Origin of the sequence: Bradyrhizobium oligotrophicum S58, assembly GCF_000344805.1 — a bacterium.
GTDB lineage: Bacteria > Pseudomonadota > Alphaproteobacteria > Rhizobiales > Xanthobacteraceae > Bradyrhizobium > Bradyrhizobium oligotrophicum.
This window is the reverse complement of record NC_020453.1, coordinates 5,023,388-5,040,692: the sequence shown is the minus strand read 5'-3', so window position 1 is coordinate 5,040,692 and position 17,305 is coordinate 5,023,388. Positions and strand designations below refer to the sequence as shown.

Genomic DNA, 17,305 nt, shown 5'->3' with positions numbered 1-17,305 from the left:
TGACGCCCCCGACGCCCCGCACCGCGCCTGCACGCGGGGGCGTTACATCTCTTTAGTCCTGGCGGCAGGAGACCCTCCCATGATGATCGACATGTCCTCCGCACCGATGATGCCGGCTGCGATAGCAACGGTCAGCCATGCTCCGAGCACCGTACGCCGCGCGCTGGTCATCGGGTTGACCGCGTTTCTCACCGTCGTCGATCTTTTTGCGACCCAGGCGATCCTGCCGGCACTGACCCGCCACTACGGCGTGACGCCTGCGGCGATGGGCTTTGCCGTCAACGCCTGCACGATCGGCATGGCCATCGCGAGTCTTGTCGTCGGCATCTTCAGCCCGCGGATCAATCGCCGCGTCGGCATCCTGCTGAGTCTCGTTCTGCTTGCTGTGCCGACCAGCCTGCTGGCGGTGGCTCCCGGTCTGATGACCTTCACGGCGCTCCGTGTCATGCAGGGTCTCTGTATGGCCTCGGCCTTTGCGCTGACGCTGGCTCATCTCGGCGAGCAATGCAGCGCGGCCGATGCCGGCAGCGCCTTTGCGGCCTACATCACCGGCAATGTCGTGAGCAATCTCGTCGGGCGCCTGATCGCCGCAGCGGTGGTCGATGGTCTTGGGCTGGCCTGGAACTTCCTGCTGTTTGCCGCGCTCAACCTGGCCGGCGCCGTGCTGGTGTACTTCACGATCCGCAGCGTTGCGCGGATCAGCGAGGGCAGGCCCGGCGACAGTCCATGGAAAGCCCTGGCTGCACATTGGCGCAATCCACGTCTGCGCGCGGCCTTCGGCATCGGCTTCTGCATTCTGTTCGCCTTCATCGGCACCTTCACCTTCGTCAATTTCGTACTGGTGCAGCCACCGCTCTCGCTCGGAATGATGACGCTTGGCGTCGTCTACTTTGTGTTCGCGCCCTCAGTGGTCACGACGCTTCTGGCGGGGCCCGTCGCAATCCGGCTCGGCACCCGCGTAACGATATGGGCGGCTGTGGCCTTGGCCGCGTCCGGCCTGCCGCTGTTGCTCTCTGCGCACCTCGCCGCTGTGCTGAGTGGCATGGTGCTGGTCGCGGTAGGAACCTTCTTCGCGCAGGCTGCCGTCACCGGCTTCGTCGGGCGAGCTGCGACCAAGAATCGAGGCATCGCCAGCGGCAGCTATCTCGCCTGCTATTTCTTCGGTGGCCTGGCCGGCAGCGCGCTGCTCGGTCAGTTGTTCGATCGGTGCGGCTGGAGCGCCTGTGTCGCCGGAATAGCGCTGGCGCTCGGCATAGCCGCCGTGCTCGTGTCGTGGTTCAAGGAGTGAGTCGACCCGCTTTCCGAAGCCCTTGCTCCGGCGACAACCCCCGCGTCTACATCCTGGTGTCGTTGAGGCAGGAATGGGGGGAGGGGCAGGGAGCTTGGATCACTGCAATTTGCTGACACCAGCCAGGACAGATCGCGGAGCCGGTCACCGAGAATATCTTCGATGCAACCTCAGTGCGTTTCCTGCTTGTCCCCCAGGGGCCCAGATTGATCGGCGTCAACGATAGTCAGGTCCTGTATCGGAGCGACGTCGCGCCCGATCCGCGTGCGCGCCTATGTCGACTATCTGTTCGAAACCATCGGCCAGGCCCAGTCCTGGCAGCAATCGTGCGTGGCTCGATCAACCCGCATCGGATCGTAGCGCCGCTGCAACCAGATCGGTGAAGGCACGCGCCTTTGCTGACACCAGACGGCCAGTGGGGAAGACCGCCCACAGGTCGATGGGGTCGAGTGTCCATGCGTCAAGCACGGTACAGACCTCGCCCGAAGCCATTTCGGGTGCGAACATCCAGTGGGACGCGATTGTCAGTCCCATGTCTGCCAGCACGGCGGAACGGATGCCCTCGGCGCTGCTGACCCGCAGCCGACCGCCGACCACCACAGACGTCTCGGTTCCATCGTGCCGGAATCGCCATGTGCCGTGACGCCCCTGCATGTAGACGACGCTGTCATGCCCGGCGAGGTCGGAAGGTGATGCGGGCATCCCCACCCGCTCGAAATAGCGCCGCGTTGCAAGCATTGACCGCGGGCTCGACGCCAGCCGCCGTGCCGTCGCAGACGAGTCCTCGAGGTCGCCCATACGCAGCGCGACATCGATCCTCTCCTCGACCAGATCGATCACCCTGTCGTCGAGAATCAGCTCGACCTCAAGCCTCGGATGGGCGGCGAGAAAACCGGGCAGCAGCTTCACGACATGCAGCCGCGCAAAAGTCGTCGCCGCCGATACACGCAAGGTGCCGTGTAGCCCCGCGCCGGCGCCCCGTGCCGCAAGCTCCGCTTCGTCGGCTTCCTCGATGGCGCGACGCGCGCGTTCGTAGAAGCGCAGGCCTGCCTCGGTCGGGCTGAGCCCCCGAGTGGTCCGGGTCAGCAAACGAACCCCCAGACGGTCCTCGAGCTGCGCAACCGTCTTGGAGACCGCCGGCTGTCCGATGTTGAGCGCACGCGCAGCAGCCGAGAAGGAGCCGGTGTCGACCACCCGGACCAATGTCTGCATCGCTCCCATTCGGTCCATGCCGGACACCTCCCCCACTGACGGGCAAGTTACACTCATCTATTCCATATGGGAATAAGCGATATCGCCACGAGCCATCGTCCGCGCCGGCGTGACCCGGCTTACCTCTGGCGAGACGCCGCCGATCCCCGGATGGCCCGATAGAGGTTCCGATGGCCAAGTTCGATACCTACAAGGATGCTTTTCCCAACGCCCGGCTGACCCGCCAGGACAATGGCGTGCTCGAAGTCGCCCTTCATTCCGGCGGTGGAAAGCTGATCTTCAACGGCCATACGCATGAGCAGTTCGTCGATCTGTTCCACGTGATCGGCGAGGATCGCGATAATCGCGTCGTCATCCTCACGGGCAGCGGCGACGCGTTCATGGACACGATCGAAGCGGACGGCTTCGATTTCTTCAGCCCGCAAGGCTATGACAGGATCCTGCGCGAAGGCCGGAAGGTCCTTTCCAACATCCTCGACATCGAAGTTCCGATGATCACCGCGCTCAATGGCCCGGTGCTGCTGCACAGCGAATACGCGCTTCTGACCGACATCATCCTCGCGACGCCCGAGACGGTGTTTCAGGACAAGCCGCATTTCGATTTCGGGATCGTGCCGGGCGACGGCGTCAATCTGTTGTGGCCCGAAGTGATCGGAAGTGTTCGGGGACGCTATTTCATCCTCACCCGTCAGGTGCTCGATGCCCGGACCGCCATGGCATATGGCGCCGTCAACGAAATCGTCCCTGCCGACCGCCTGCTGGCGCGCGCGCACGAGATTGCCGACGGTCTCGCTGCGCTGCCGCCGCTGACCAGCCGCTATACCCGCATCGCGCTGACGCAGAAGCTGCGTCGCATCATCGACGAAGGCGCCGGTTACGGCCTCGCGCTCGAAGGGATCAGCGCCGCAGACGTCGCCCGCCGCATGGCCGCGCAAGGCTGATCCGCCTCCTCTGGCGGGGCGGCGCACCACCCGGCCGCCAGGACACCCGTTCGAACACTTGTCATCAGGAGACCCGACATGACCCTGCAAGCCAGACTCGACGCCTTCAAGGCCGACTTCCGCGCGGGCAAGCCGCCCTACAGCGTGCCCGCCGCCGTTATTGCGACGATGGACCGTGCCACCGACGAACTGATCGCTTCGGGAGCTGCCGGCCGCGCGCTGAAGGCGGGCGAACAGGCGCCGGACTTCGCGTTGCCCGCCGAGGACGGAACATTGGTGAGTTCGCGCGATCTTCTCGCGCGCGGACCGCTGATCGTTAGCTTTTACCGCGGCGTCTGGTGCCCCTATTGCAACATGGAGCTGCAGGCCCTGCAGGCCGCGCTGCCCGATTTTCGCCAGGCCGGAGCCAACCTGATTGCGATCAGCCCGCAGACCCGAGTCAACAGCCGCAAATCGGTGCGCCAGAACGAACTCGACTTTCCGATCCTGTCGGATGCCGAAAACACGGTTGCCGCGATGTTCGGCCTGCGCTTCCGCATGCCGGACTATCTGATCGCGCTCTACCGCGACGTGCTGCGCAACGATCTCCCTGCATTCAATGGCGACGCCAGCTGGACGCTGCCGATGCCGGGCCGTTTCGTGATCGGGCAGGACGCAACGATCCGCTATGCCGAGGTGAACCCCGACTACACGCGCCGGCCTGAGCCGTCTGACATGCTGCCCGCCGTCCGCGCCGCGTCGCTGGCGCGCGCCTGATTGCCCGCACGGATAGATCGCCGCATTTCCCGGAGACTGACCGATGATCCACGTCTATGCCTTTTCGACGCCCAACAGCGTCAAAATTCCGATCGCGCTGGAAGAACTGGGGCTCGATTACATCCTCACCAGCGTCAACATCCGCCAAGGGGGCCAGAAGGCGCCCGATTTCGTTGCGCTAAACCCTAACGGCAAGGTACCGGTGCTGGTCGATGGCGATCTTGTCCTGAGCGAAAGCGCCGCGATCCTGGTTTATCTGGCGGAAAAGACCGGCAAGCTGCTGCCGACATCGGGCGCAGCGCGGGCACGGGTGTTCGAACAATTGTTCTTCCACGCGTCGGGGCTGGGGCCGGCGTTCGGCAACGCGGGCTTTTTCCGCAATTTAGCGCCCCAGTCGATTCCGGTTGCCATCGACCGCTTCGGCAACGAGGCGCAGCGCGTGACCGGCCTTCTCGACAATCTTCTGGCGCATCAGCGCTTCGTCGCAGGCAACGCGCTCAGCATCGCCGACATCGCCCATTTCGGCTGGCTGTGGCGACGCCAGTTCGCTCAAGTGTCGATTGACGCTGCGCCTAACGTCCAGCGCTATATCGCCGAATTGGAGGCCCGGCCCGCCTTCCAGCGCGGGATCGCGCGGACCATCGCGATGGCGGAGGGTTGAGGCGATGGCGCGCAGCATCATCGTGACCGGAGCTTCCAAGGGCATTGGGCGAGCGGCCGCCGAGGCGCTTTCCGCAAACGGCTGGCATGTGATCGGCATCGCCCGATCCGCGCCGGCCGCCTTTCCTGGCACATTCATCGAGGTTGACCTCGCTGACGCGGCAGCAACCAGCGCGCTGGTCGAGAGCGTCGCGGCGCGCGGCGACGTGCTCGGCATCGTCAACAATGCGGGCATGGCGCGGGCGGAGCGGTTCGGCGACGTCGATCCGACGGCCTTCCTCAGTCTGCTGGCGTTCAACCTGCAACCGGCGCTCCGCCTCACCCAGGCGCTGCTGCCCGCGATGCGGGCCGCACGGTTCGGCAGGATCGTCAACGTCACCAGCCTCGTCACACTGGGTCTGCCGCAACGCACCAGCTATGCCGCGTCGAAGGCTGCGCTCGAGAGCATCACGCGCACGATCGGCATCGAACAGGCGCCGCACGGCATCACCGCCAACGCGGTTGCTCCCGGGCCGACCGAGACCGAGCTGTTCCGTTCCAACAATGCTCCCGGCAGCGAGGGTGAAGCCCGGTACCTCGCTCAGGTGCCGATGAACCGGCTGGGTGCGCCCGCCGAAATCGCCGCCGCGATCGCCTTCCTCGCGTCGGACGCTGCTGGCTTCATCACCGGACAAACGCTGTTCGTCGATGGCGGCGCTAGTCTGGGCCGCGGTTGAAGCAGGCTTTTGAAAAGCCGGACCTCAGCAGCCGTGAAGCTGAGATCCTGTGCTCGGTCTCGGCGCGCCGGCCCTGGCAAGCAGTGCATTCGCGGCGTCCATCTTCCGGCCGGCAATCGCGCGTATCGCGGCGAATACGCGATGCCCCACATTGGTGAGTGTTCTCGCGGTGTCGCGGCCAAAGCCCGACGCCGCACCAGTGATCGCAATGGTCGCAAACAGCAAAGTCTCCTTGGATTGGAGACTTCAGTTGGCGAAGCTCGCCTTGATCTCCGCGGCGACCGTGGCGGCGTTTTCGTCGAGGACGAAGTGGCCGGCATCGAGCCAGACGAGGCGGGCGTCGGACAGATCGGCGAGATAGGCCTCGGCACCGGCGGGGATGAAGAACGGATCGTTCCTGCCCCACACGATCAACGTCTTCGGGCCGTGGGTGCGGAAGGCCTGGTGCCAGCCGTCGTAGAGCCCGACGTTGGTCTTGTAGTCTTCGAGCAGGTTCAGATGTGCCGCATCATGGCCGGTGCGGTCGAGCAGCGCCTGATCATGCGTCCAATTGTCGGGGCTGATGGCTTCGGCATTGCGGGCGCCGACCTGATACTGGTACTTCGTCGTGTCGGCGGCAAGGAGCCCGCGCGCGGCGGCCTCGCTGGCCGCGTCGCGCTTCGCCCACAGCGGCAGGAAGACCTGCGCCGCCATCTCGCCGACGCCTTCCATATACGCATTGGTGTTCTGGATGACGAAGCCGGTGACGGCCTTCGGATTGCGCGTGAACAGCCGGAAGCCGACGGGGCCGCCGTAGTCGTGCATGTAGAGGATGTAGGAGCTCAGTCCGAGCTGCTCGATCAGCCCCGCCACATGCGTGGTCAGATTCTCGAAGCTGTAGTCGAACTCGGCAACCGATGGCGCATCTGACTGGCCGAAGCCGATGTAGTCGGGAGCGATCACGTGGAACCGTTCCGCCAGCAGCGGGATCAGGTCTCGGAACATGAAACTGCTGGTGGGAAAGCCGTGCAGCAGGATGATGGTCGGATGTGTCGGATCGCCGGCTTCGCGATAGAACACCTGGCGATCATTGACGGTGGCGAACTTGTAGTGGGTCACGGGGGAAGCTCCGATGAAGGGGTGAAAGGGCGTCAGGCGCGTGGGGAGAGCCGATGCGGTCCTCACGCCCTTGGGGTCAGGCGGCCTTGCTGGTTTCGACGACCGGGAAGTCGATCTCGGTCTTGAACACTTCGTTGAAGAAGTTGGTCCAGCTGTTCAGAGCGACGTGCTGCACGATCTCGATGACCTCAGCGTCGGTGTAGCCGGCGAGCTTCACGGCGGCGAAATCGGCGTCGGTGACATGGCCGCGATTGGCAGCGACCAGGGCTGCGAAGCGAACGGCGGCGTCGGCCTTGAGGTCGTTCGACGCGCCGTTGCGGTTGGCGGTGATCTCCGCGTCATCCAGCCCGGCGAGGTTGCGGCCGAGATAGGTGTGCGCGGACAGGCAGTAGCTGCAGCCGTTGATTTCGGCCACCGCCAAGGCGATCCGCTCCCGCGTGGCGGCGGGCAGCGAACCCTTGCCGAGCGCGCCGGACAAAGCGACATAGCCGGCCAGCGCCTGCGGGCTGAGCGCGATCGCACGGAACATATTTGGCGTGCTGCCGAGCTGCTTGGCGACCGCTTCAAGCAGCGAACGCGAGGCTTCGGGCGCATCGGCGATGGTGGCGGGGGTCGGGATGCGGGTCATGGGAGGGTCCTTTCGTGGCAGCCCTGTTGGCTGATGACCCTCACCTACGCTCTTCCATTTTTGAGCAGTAGGCGTTAATTTTGAGAGCCGAGGTTTCAATTTTTGGAAGAGTGATGGACCGCTTCGAAGCGATGCGGACGCTGGTGGCGGCAGTGGATGGCGGCAGCCTCTCGGCGGCGTCCCGAGCGCTCGGCGTGCCCCTGCCGACGGTCAGTCGCTGGATTTCCGATCTGGAGGCACATCTCGGCTCGCGGCTGCTGGTGCGGACCAGCCGCAAGCTGATCCTGACCGAGGCCGGCGAAGCCTTCGCGGCTGTGGCGCGGCGCCTGCTCGACGATCTGGCCGAGGCGGAGCGCGCGGCCAGCGGCGAATATCGCGAACCGCGCGGCGAGTTGCTGGTGACGGCGCCGATCATGTTCGGCAAGCTTCATGTCGCGCCGCTCGTCCATGCGTTCCTTGCCGCCTATACGCCGGTCAGCGTGCGGCTGATCCTGTCGGACCACGTCATCGATATCGTCGAAGCGCATGTCGACGTCGCGGTCCGCATCGGCCGCATGCCAGACAGCCAACTCATCAGCCGCCAGGTCGGCCACGTGCGCTGGATCCTCAGCGCCAGTCCGGACTACCTCGCCCGCCGCGGCGAACCCGCGAACCTCGAGGCTTTACGCGATCATGATTGCATCGCCTTCGAAGGCTTGCAGACCTACCGGAGCTGGACGTTCGGCAGTGGCGCCAACGAACGCACAGTGCCCATCAAGCCGCGGTTTTCGGTCAACACGGCCGACGCCGTGGTGGAGGCGGCGGCGGCCGGCCTCGGTGTCGCGCGCCTGATGTCATACCAGGCCGCTCCTGCGATCGCTGACCGTCGGCTGGTGCAGATCCTGCACCGCCGGGACGATCACCCAACCCCGGTCAACCTCATGCACCAGCCGCAACCGGTCCAGCCGCTCAAGCGCCGTGCCTTCCTGGATTTCGTTGCACCAAGGCTGAGCCTTGCCCTGGCAAATATCGAAGAGTCCCTTGGGAGAGCATGAGTAGTACGAGGCGTTGGTATACCCTCGTTCAGGACGGCACGCTGATATCCTGCCTTTGGCGATCGTCATGAACCAGAACTCCGTGCTGTTGACCTCGAAGCGGACACCGGCAGGCCAGTCTGGTCGATCTTGCATTACGCCAGGGAGGCTCAACTCGCCTCGTCGCGCAGATGATACCAGCGATAGAGCATCCGCTGTCCGATGCGGCGGAACGGCGCGAAGGGATGCGTCGGCAGCGGCGAGGTGAAGATCGGCAGGTCCTGTCCCTTGAAGGATTGGCCCGCGAGCATTTGCGCCATGCGGCGGCCGGCCTGGGCCGAATAGGACACGCCGTTGCCGCCATAGCCGAGCGCATACACCAGTCTCGCCTGGGGATCGGGGCGCACGATGCGCGGCATCATGTCGTGGCTGACATCGACCCAGCCCCACCAGGAGTAATCGATCTCGATGCCGGTGATCGCGGGGAATTTGCGATGCAGGCCATCGATCAAAAGCTGGAGGTGGCGGTCATGCGTAGCGTCGGCGCCGGTGATCGCGCTGCGGCTGCCGATCTGGACCCGGTCGTCCGGCAGCAGCCGGTAGTAGAAGCGCAAGGTGCGTGTGTCCGTGATGACCTGCCGGGTCTTGAAGCCGGTCGCCGCAAGTTCGGCCGCCGTGAGCGGGCGCGTGACCAGCGAGTTCGACAGGATCGGCATGCAGCGGCCGGACAATTCCGGCGTCAGCCCGAGCGAGGTATAGGCACCGGTGGCGATGCCGACGCCGTTCACGCTGACGGCGCCGCCCGGCGTATGCAGAACGAATTTGCCGTTGCGCTGTTCGATGCGCGTTACCGGGCTCGCGGTATGAATCCGCACGCCGAGCGCGCGCGCCATCTGCAGATAGCCGAAGGCGAGCTTTGCCGGATGCACACCGGTTCCAAGCGGCTCGTGCACCGCGCCGACGGCCTCGGCCTCATTGACGAAGTCGCTAGCCAGTTCCTCACGTGATATGACGCGCGAGGCATAGCCGAACACATCGTTGAGCACATTTGATTCCGCTGCGATCTTGTCGAGATTGCGCTGGCGGTGAGCGATGTAGAGGTGACCGCCGCGCTGCGGCTCGACGTCAACAGGGCTCGATCGCACCAGTTCCTCGAAGGCCTCGAAGCCCTCGGTGACCTCGTCGTGCATGCGCCTGGCGACGTCGAGCCCCCAGCGCTTGATCCATTGCGAGCGCGTCAGCCGGCCAGAGGCATTCTGGGCCTGGCCGCCATTGCGCGTGCTGCAGCCCCAGGCCACGCGGTTGGCCTCGAGCACGATCGCTTTGATGCCGTGCTCGCGGGCCAGGAAGATCGCGCAAGCGAGACCGGTGTAGCCCGAGCCGATGATGGCGATTTCGGCCGTCGTGTCGGTCGTGATCGGACCGTCGCTCTCCGGCGGCGTGCCGGCGGTGGCGATCCAGTAGGTGGGAGCGTAGTCGCGGTTACGACCTGGTCCGTCGGCGACCAGCGGGTCGTAGTGGGGGTCGTAGGCGGCCGTCGGCAAGGCATGCATGTTCATCGCGCGGCACTCCCGCTCGCGGCCGGCTGCGGCGGCCGGTCCTTGCGGAAGGCGCTCTTGGTGCAGATCTTGTCGCCGCGGAAGCTGAACAGGTCGCAGCCCTGCACTTCGATGCGCCGGCCGTCGGGCGCGGTCGCGCGGAAGATCCACTCGGACAGGGCCCGGTCGCCGAACACCGCATGGCGCGTACACTCCCAGCTGACGTCGGGCATGCCGCCCCAGGTCGCCTCGAACGCGGCGCGCACGTCGGCCCTGCCGTTGATACGACGCCCGCAGCTGTCGGGGCCGGCAGCTGCGTCGAACACGATGTCATCGGTCATGCAGGCCATCACGGCTGCGCCATCGTGACGGTTGAAGGCGGCGAACAGATTGTCGAGCAGTTCGCTGCGGACGGTTTCGAGATCGGCCATGTCATGTCCTCCGCGGTTGGAGCTTGGCTCGCATGTGCCACGCCGGCGGTTGGGGGCCCTAGAACCAGAGCGGGCGAGCTCTGTAGCCAGAACTGGCCCGGTGGTCGGGCGCGGCTGGCCCTTTCACAACGATGGCGATCCTGATGACTGGGCGCATGACGCCGCCTCTGTGTCCTTACATCACACCCTGACGATGGCCCCGCAGCAACTGGCCGTCGCGGTCTATGACATCGCCGCCACCTCGCTGCCGAGCGCCGCACTGGTGCTCGCTGCGGCGCTGTCGATCTTTGCAGCGGCGCTGGTGCGCGGTTTCACGGGCTTCGGCTTTGCGCTGACGGCCGTGCCGTTGCTCGGCCTGTTCATGCCGCCAACGCAATCGGTGCCGGTCGCAGTCTGTCTGCAGCTTCTGATCGGGCTCGGCGATCTGCCGCGCGCCTCGCGGGTCTGTGACTGGCCCTCGCTGCGTTGGCTGATCCTCGGAGGCGTAATCGGCTCTCCGATCGGCGTGCTGGTGCTCAGCCTGGTCTCGGCCTCGGCGGCACGCCTCCTGATTGCCCTGATCACGGTCGGCGCGGTCGTGCTGCTGAACGCCGGGTTTCGGTTGACGACGGCACCGGCGCGCAGGATCACAGCGCTGGTCGGTCTCACCGCCGGTATGTTCAACGGTCTTGCGGGCATGCCCGGGCCGCCGGTGATCGTCTACTACAATTCGGGCGCGTTCGGCCGAATCGCTGCGCGTGCCTCGATGATGGTGTTCTTCCTCGTCTCCTCGATCGTTGCGACCGCCACCCTCGCGTCGTTCGATCTCCTCGACCTGCATGTCGCGGTCCTGACCGCGCTTGGTATTCCCGTGATGCTGGTCGGGACCTGGCTCGGCGATCTCGGTTTTCACCGCGGCAGCGACACGCTGCATCGCCGGGTGTCGATGACGAGTCTCGCAGCGGTCGCTCTCGGCAGCGCGCTCAAGGGGCTAAGCGACCTGCTGTAGCCGCTCAGGTGTCTTGCGACGACATGGACCGGGCGAAGATCTGGCCCAGCTTCGCGATACCCGGCGCGATCCGGTCGGTCCGGATCGAGGAGAAGCCGAGACGAAAGCAGTTGCGCGTCGCATCCGGGTTGATCGAGAACACGTCGCCGGGCTCGATGACGACGCCTTCGGCGCGCGCGACCTCTGACAGCTTGACCGTGTCCGTTCCCGCGGGGCAGGTGATCCAATAGCTGGTGCTGCCCGGGCCGCGCGACCAGCTGCAGCCCGGCAGTGCCTGCGGCAGCAGGGTGTCGAGCAGGGTGGCGCGTTCGAGCAGCACGCGGCCGACCTGCTGCAGATGGGAGCGGTAGTGTCCGAGGCCGATGAACAAGGCCGCGACGCGCTGGTTGTTCAGCGGCGGATGGCGCAGCATCAGCCTGCGCAGCGCACGCAACTCGCGGATGACGGGCGCCGGCGCCACGACGTAGCCGAGCCGCAGGCCGGGCGCCAAGGCCTTCGACAGGCTGCCGACATAGAGCACGCTCTGGTCGCGATCCAGGCTCATCAACGGCGGCAGGCTGCTGCCCTCCGGCATCAGCTCGCTTTCATAATCATCCTCGATCAGGACGATGTCGCGCTCGCGCGCGACCTTGAGAATCTCCTCGCGGCGCGCCCGCGACATCGTGGCCGTGGTCGGGCATTGATGGCTCGCCGTCACATACGCCAGCGCGCAGCGCGCGAACGCCTCGTCAGGCACCAGACCCTGATCGTCGAGCCGAAGCGGCAGGACTTGCGACGTCATCATGCCGAAGATGTTGCGCGCGTCCGGATAGCCGGGGTCTTCGATTCCGATCGGGGTGTCGGGCTGCAGGAACAGCTTCGCAATTAAGTACAGGGCGTGCTGTGCTCCGATCGTGAGCATGATCTCGTCGGCGCGGGCGCGGATGCCGCGGCGCGGCAGCACCTGCCGCTGCAACTGTTCGATCAGCGCCGGATCGTCGCCGTCGATCATGTCGCGCGCCCAGTTGTTGATCTCGGGCACGCTGAGCGCCGCGCGCGCGCTTTCGCGCCAGTCGTTGGTGGGAAACAGGCTCGGGTCGAACTGGCCGAAGATGAAGGGATAGGGATAGGTCTGCCAGTCAAGCGGCTTGACGATGTTGCGTAGCGCCGACGGCTGCAGTGCGAACCGCTCGGTCCAGCGGCGGCTGTAGACCTCCGTCGCAGGCTGCTGGGCTTCGCCGATATGCTTGGGCAGGCCGGCCACGAAGTAACCGCTGCGCTCGCGTGAGACCAGGAAGTTCTGATCGACGAGCTGCTCATAGGCGATGACGATGGTATTGCGGGACACCTTGAGCAGCGCGGCGAGATCGCGGCTGGACGGCATGCGAACGCCGAGCGGCAGACGACCATCCTCGATCGCTGTTACGATCATCTGTCGGATCTGAAGTTGCAGGAAGGTGCCGCCGCGGTCCAGGCCGTCGAACAGTGAAACCCAGAACAGGAGGTCGTGAATCGGAACTGTTGGCCGGTCCGCTTCGGATCGCAGCAAGGGCGCGAATTTTGCCATCGAGGTATTTGGTCCTGACCCTGTGAGCTGCTGAAACTAAAGCAAAAACCGCGCCATGGCGGAATGCCTGCGGCCGTGTTTCGCATGGGCTGGCTCCATTTGTGCATGGCATCTGGCGCTGGCCTGGACTCATTCGGCACCGCAGGTTTCGAGAACGGCTCTTAACGGCTCTCGGAAATTGAGGAAGTTCGCGGTGAGTTCAGATACCGTCGTCTACGCGGCCCGCAGGATCGTGACGATGAACCCGTCGCGGCCGTTTGCGACGCATGTTGCGGTGCGGGCGGGGCGGATCGTTGCGGCCGGCAGCGAAGCGGAGATCGCTCAGTTCGCTCCGGACGGTCGGATCGACATGCGCTTTCGCGACAAGGTGCTGCTTCCGGGCTTCGTCGAAGGCCATAGCCACATCATGGAAGGCATCATGTGGTCGCTGCCCTATGTCGGGGCGTTCGAACGGCGCTCGCCGGAGGGCAGGGCGGTCGCCGGCGTTGCTGACCTCGACGCCATCGTCGCGCGGCTGCGCGAGGCCGAAGCCGGAACGGCCGATCCGGATGCAACGCTGTTCGCCTGGGGTTTCGATCCGCTGCATATCGGTGGCCAGAAGCTGGCGCGCGAAGCGCTGGACCGGGTCTCGACGACGCGGCCTATCATGGTGATCCACGCCAGCTTCCACATCAGTGTGGTCAACACGCTGGTGCTGGAGCGGACGCAGCTCCTGCACGCCACCGACATCTCTGGCGTGGTCGCCGGAGCCGACGGTCTGGCCAGCGGTGAGCTGCAAGGCATCGCGGCACGACTTCGGGCGTTCCGCCTGGTGGGCAATCCGCTGTCGGAGCTACTGACGATGTCCGATGTGCAGCGCTATGCGTCGTCAGCCTGCGTGCAGGGCGTCACCACGATCACCGATCTGCACAACGACCTCAGCGAGAACACGCTGGACCTCTACCGCTCCGCGACGCAGCAGCCGGATTTCGGCGTGCGTCTGGTGCCGGCGCTGGCTTCGGCCACACATGGTCCGGACCAGGCGATCGAAAAGATCGTTGGCTTGCGCGAGTCCGGCAACGACAAGCTGCATTACGGCATCGTCAAGCTGGTCGTCGACGGCTCGATCCAGGGCTTCACGGCGCGCTTGCGCTGGCCCGGTTATCACAACGGCGCGCCGAACGGCCTCTGGTACATCGCGCCGGAGGAGCTGCCGCGCCTGGTCGATCTCTACCACCGGGCCGGCATCCAGCTTCACATCCACACCAATGGCGACGAGGCGACCGAGCTTGCGCTCGACGCGGTGGAGAAGGCGCAGACCGCTCACCCTCGTCCGGATCATCGCCACACCCTGCAGCACTGCCAAATGGCCGACGCGGCGCAATTCCGCCGCATGAAGGCACTCGGCATGTGCGTCAATCTGTTTGCAAACCACGTCTTCTACTGGGGCGATTCCCATTACGAGCTGACGATGGGGCCGGAGCGGGCGAACCGCCTCGATGCTACCGGCACGGCACAGCGGATCGGCGTCCCGTTCTCGATCCACTCCGATGCGCCGGTCACGCCGCTGTCGCCGCTGTTCACCGCGTGGTGCGCCGTGAACCGCGTGTCCTCGTCGGGCCGCAAGCTCGGCGCGGAGACCGAGGCGCTGAGCGTGGAGCGGGCGCTGAACGCCATCACGATCGGCGCGGCCTATACGCTCAAGCTCGATCATCTCGTCGGCAGCATCGAGGCCGGCAAATACGCCGATTTCGCTGTCCTCGAGCAGGATCCGTTGACGGTCGCGCCGGAGATGTTGAAGGACGTTCCGGTGTGGGGCACGGTGGTCGGCGGCATCGTCAAGGAGGCGCCCCGCGCATGACGGTCTCAGCGCCCATTCCGTTCACCGTGATCGGCGGCTTTCTCGGCGCCGGGAAGACGACGCTGCTCAACCGCCTGCTATCCGCCAGCACGGAACGCTGCGCGGTGCTGGTGAACGATTTCGGCGAGATTAACGTCGATGCGGCTTTGATCCGGAGCCACGACGGCACGACGATGTCGCTCACCAATGGCTGCGTCTGCTGCAGCATCGGGGCGGGCTTTCTCGATACCTTGGCGCGGCTGCTGGACGATGTCGGGCGCTTCGATCGCGTCGTGATCGAATCCAGCGGAGTGGGTGATCCCTGGCGCATCGCCGAGATCGCGCTGGTGGAGCCGTCGCTGCGGCTCGACGGCGTCGTCGTGCTGGCCGATGCAACCCGTATCGCAATGCAATGCGAGGACCGGCATATCGGCGAGACCATCCGCAACCAGTTCGCCAGATGCGACGTCGTGCTGCTGAGCAAATGCGACCTGGCCAGCGAGAGCCAGCGCGCGGCGGCGTGTGCCGTCATCGGCGCCATCCGGCCGGATGTGCCGATCGAGCAACTATCGGCGCTAGCTCCTGTGCATCACGCCGTTTTCGGACGAGGGCGGCCCGCGCGTTTCCGCGCCGAGCCGGTCGTGGGGACGGTGGATCATGAGAGCGATTTCCGTCGCTGGACCTATCAGCGTCCCGGACGTTTCGATCGCGACAGGCTCGCCGCGGCCGTGCTCGATCTGCCGGGACAATTGCTGCGGCTGAAGGGAATCTGCCGAGTCAACGGCGACGACCGGGCGCAGGTGTTCCAGCTGGTGTCGCGCAACTGGTCGCTGACGCCGGCAGATGATGCTGCGCCTGATGTGGCCGAGACGATCACGCTCGCGGGCGTGGGCACCGCGAATTTGCCATCGGATCACGAACTGGACGCGATCCTCGACCGCGCCCTGACCGCTGCGGCATGACGCGATGACATCGAGGCCTATCGGACCACCAAGCGACTTTCTCATCATCCACCCTGTCGTGAATCAGGAAGCGGGATAGCCATGTTGATCAGACGACATTTCGTGCTCGGAGCTATCGGACTCGTTGCGGCCACGGCCGCATCCCCCGCGGCGCAGGCTCAGTCATCCGGCGGCAACACCTTGGTGGTCGCGACCACGCAGGTGCCACGGCATTTCAACGGCGCTGTGCAGTCGGGCATGGCGACGGCCATGCCGACAGCGCAGATCTTCGCGAGCCCGCTGCGCTATGATGACAAGTGGAATCCACAGCCCTATCTGGCGCAGTCATGGGAGGTTGCGCCTGACGGATTGTCCGTCACGCTGCATCTGGTGAAGGATGCCGTCTTCCACGACGGCCATCCCGTGACGTCGGAGGACGTCGCGTTCTCGATCATGGCGATCAAGGCCAATCATCCGTTCCAGACGATGCTGGCGGCGGTCGACAAGGTCGAGACGCCGGATCCCGCGACCGCGATCCTCCGCCTGAAGAACCCGAGCCCGTCGCTGCTCCTGGCAATGTCGCCGGCGCTGATGCCGATCCTGCCCAAGCACGTCTATGGCGACGGCCAGGACCTGAAGACGCATCCGGCGAATCTCAAGCCGATCGGCTCCGGTCCGTTCAAGCTGACGGAATACAAGCAGGGCGAATATTATACGCTGGAGAAGTTCGACAAATTCTTCATCCCCGGCCGGCCCAAGCTCGACAAGATCGTGGTGAGGCTGGTGTCGGATCAGAATGCGGCCGTGGTCTCGCTGGAGCGCGGCGATTTCAGCGCGCTTCCTTTCATCGCGGGTGCGCGTGATATCGATCGCCTGCAGAAGGCCCCGAACCTGATCGTGACCGACAAGGGCATGGCCGGCGTCGGCCCGCTCAACTGGCTCGCCTTCAACACCAGGAAGAAGCCGCTCGATGATGTCCGTGTGCGCCAGGCGATCGCCTATGCGGCGAACCGCGATTTCATCGTCTCCAAGCTGATGGGCGGCAAGGCGACGCCGGCGCTCGGGCCGATCGCGCCGGAGTCGCCGCTGGCCGAAGCCGGCGTCGAGCCCTACAAGGTCGACTATGTCAAATCAGCCGCGCTGCTGGATGCCGCGGGCTATGCCAAGGGCGCCGACGGCTCGCGCTTTTCGCTGACCATCGACTACATTCCCGGCGCTGACGAGCAGCAGCGCAACGTCGCCGAATACATGCGCTCGCAGCTCAAGCGCGTCGGCATCAATCTCGAGGTGCGCGCCGCGCCGGATTTTCCGACCTGGGCGCAGCGCGTCTCGAATTTCGATTTCGACCTGACCATGGATACCGTCTACAACTGGGGCGACCCAGTGATCGGCGTCAACCGGACCTACCTGACGTCGAACATCCGCAAGGGCATCATCTGGTCGAACACACAGCAATATTCCAACCCCAAGGTTGACGAACTCTTGCAGGCGGCGGCGGTCGAGACCTCGCCCGAGAAGCGCAAGGCGCTCTACTCGGAATTCCAGAAGATCGTCGTCTCAGAGGTGCCGATCTACTTCATCAATGTCAGTCCGTATTACAATGCGTTCGCCAAGGGGCTCGGCAATCTCCCGAACTCGATCTGGGGCATGATGTCGCCGCTCGACGAACTGTACTGGGAAGTCCCGCCGAAGACCTGAGGCGGATCCGACCGACAACGGCGTTCCGAAAG

At 65.2% G+C, this 17,305-nt stretch carries 16 protein-coding genes; 10 read left to right on the top strand and 6 right to left on the bottom strand.

What is annotated here, in order from left to right; translation table 11 throughout:
- Positions 1-79: 79 nt before the first annotated feature.
- Entirely contained in the window at positions 80-1,288 is a 1,209-nt protein-coding gene (locus tag S58_RS21715; protein WP_015667529.1) for an MFS transporter, read from the top strand.
- Between the two features lie 339 nt (positions 1,289-1,627).
- Here S58_RS21715 and S58_RS21710 read toward each other — a convergent pair whose 3' ends face one another.
- Positions 1,628-2,518: a LysR family transcriptional regulator gene (locus S58_RS21710; protein WP_015667528.1), complete on the bottom strand. Its 891-nt coding sequence runs from the start codon at positions 2,516-2,518 to the stop codon at positions 1,628-1,630.
- 152 nt (positions 2,519-2,670) lie between these two features.
- On the opposite strand from S58_RS21710, the gene S58_RS21705 reads away from it, so the two are divergent.
- The 4 genes from S58_RS21705 to S58_RS21690 all read left to right on the top strand — a co-directional run bounded on the left by S58_RS21705 (position 2,671) and on the right by S58_RS21690 (position 5,573).
- Entirely contained in the window at positions 2,671-3,441 is a 771-nt protein-coding gene (locus S58_RS21705) for an enoyl-CoA hydratase/isomerase family protein (RefSeq protein ID WP_015667527.1), read from the top strand.
- Between the two features lie 78 nt (positions 3,442-3,519).
- Entirely contained in the window at positions 3,520-4,197 is a 678-nt protein-coding gene (locus S58_RS21700) for a peroxiredoxin-like family protein (RefSeq protein ID WP_015667526.1), read from the top strand.
- A gap of 43 nt (positions 4,198-4,240) precedes the next feature.
- Entirely contained in the window at positions 4,241-4,858 is a 618-nt protein-coding gene (locus tag S58_RS21695) for a glutathione S-transferase family protein (protein ID WP_015667525.1), read from the top strand.
- Between the two features lie 4 nt (positions 4,859-4,862).
- Positions 4,863-5,573 carry an SDR family oxidoreductase gene (locus tag S58_RS21690; protein WP_015667524.1) on the top strand — a complete coding sequence of 237 codons (711 nt, stop codon included), beginning with the start codon at positions 4,863-4,865 and terminating at the stop codon, positions 5,571-5,573.
- Between the two features lie 246 nt (positions 5,574-5,819).
- On the opposite strand, the gene S58_RS21685 is transcribed toward S58_RS21690, so the two are convergent.
- Complete coding sequence (locus S58_RS21685) at positions 5,820-6,671, bottom strand: alpha/beta fold hydrolase (protein WP_015667523.1); 852 nt, start codon at positions 6,669-6,671, stop codon at positions 5,820-5,822.
- 76 nt (positions 6,672-6,747) lie between these two features.
- Positions 6,748-7,299: a carboxymuconolactone decarboxylase family protein gene (locus S58_RS21680; RefSeq protein WP_015667522.1), complete on the bottom strand. Its 552-nt coding sequence runs from the start codon at positions 7,297-7,299 to the stop codon at positions 6,748-6,750.
- A gap of 113 nt (positions 7,300-7,412) precedes the next feature.
- Between S58_RS21680 and S58_RS21675 the strand changes: the two genes are divergently transcribed.
- Positions 7,413-8,333 (top strand): LysR substrate-binding domain-containing protein, encoded by a 921-nt coding sequence (locus tag S58_RS21675; RefSeq protein WP_015667521.1) that lies wholly within the window; start codon positions 7,413-7,415, stop codon positions 8,331-8,333.
- A 149-nt stretch (positions 8,334-8,482) separates the two neighbouring features.
- Here S58_RS21675 and S58_RS21670 read toward each other — a convergent pair whose 3' ends face one another.
- Together S58_RS21670 and S58_RS21665 are read right to left on the bottom strand one after the other, a co-directional pair.
- Positions 8,483-9,871, bottom strand: a complete 1,389-nt coding sequence (locus tag S58_RS21670; protein WP_015667520.1) for an NAD(P)/FAD-dependent oxidoreductase — start codon at positions 9,869-9,871, stop codon at positions 8,483-8,485.
- On the bottom strand, positions 9,868-10,281 hold the full coding sequence (locus tag S58_RS21665) for a nuclear transport factor 2 family protein (protein ID WP_015667519.1): 414 nt from the start codon (positions 10,279-10,281) through the stop codon (positions 9,868-9,870). Before S58_RS21665 ends, S58_RS21670 begins: the two co-directional genes overlap by 4 nt.
- 193 nt (positions 10,282-10,474) lie before the next feature.
- On the opposite strand from S58_RS21665, the gene S58_RS21660 reads away from it, so the two are divergent.
- Complete coding sequence (locus S58_RS21660) at positions 10,475-11,269, top strand: sulfite exporter TauE/SafE family protein (protein WP_042340074.1); 795 nt, start codon at positions 10,475-10,477, stop codon at positions 11,267-11,269.
- 4 nt (positions 11,270-11,273) lie between these two features.
- On the opposite strand, the gene pdxR is transcribed toward S58_RS21660, so the two are convergent.
- Positions 11,274-12,815 carry a MocR-like pyridoxine biosynthesis transcription factor PdxR gene (gene pdxR, locus S58_RS21655; RefSeq protein WP_015667517.1) on the bottom strand — a complete coding sequence of 514 codons (1,542 nt, stop codon included), beginning with the start codon at positions 12,813-12,815 and terminating at the stop codon, positions 11,274-11,276.
- Between the two features lie 193 nt (positions 12,816-13,008).
- Between pdxR and S58_RS21650 the strand changes: the two genes are divergently transcribed.
- From S58_RS21650 to S58_RS21640, 3 genes are all read left to right on the top strand, one after another.
- Complete coding sequence (locus tag S58_RS21650) at positions 13,009-14,655, top strand: amidohydrolase (RefSeq protein ID WP_015667516.1); 1,647 nt, start codon at positions 13,009-13,011, stop codon at positions 14,653-14,655.
- On the top strand, positions 14,652-15,596 hold the full coding sequence (locus tag S58_RS21645; RefSeq protein WP_015667515.1) for a CobW family GTP-binding protein: 945 nt from the start codon (positions 14,652-14,654) through the stop codon (positions 15,594-15,596). Before S58_RS21650 ends, S58_RS21645 begins: the two co-directional genes overlap by 4 nt.
- An 81-nt stretch (positions 15,597-15,677) precedes the next feature.
- Positions 15,678-17,273, top strand: coding sequence for an ABC transporter substrate-binding protein (locus S58_RS21640; protein ID WP_015667514.1), 1,596 nt, complete (start codon positions 15,678-15,680; stop codon positions 17,271-17,273).
- Positions 17,274-17,305: the final 32 nt, after the last annotated feature.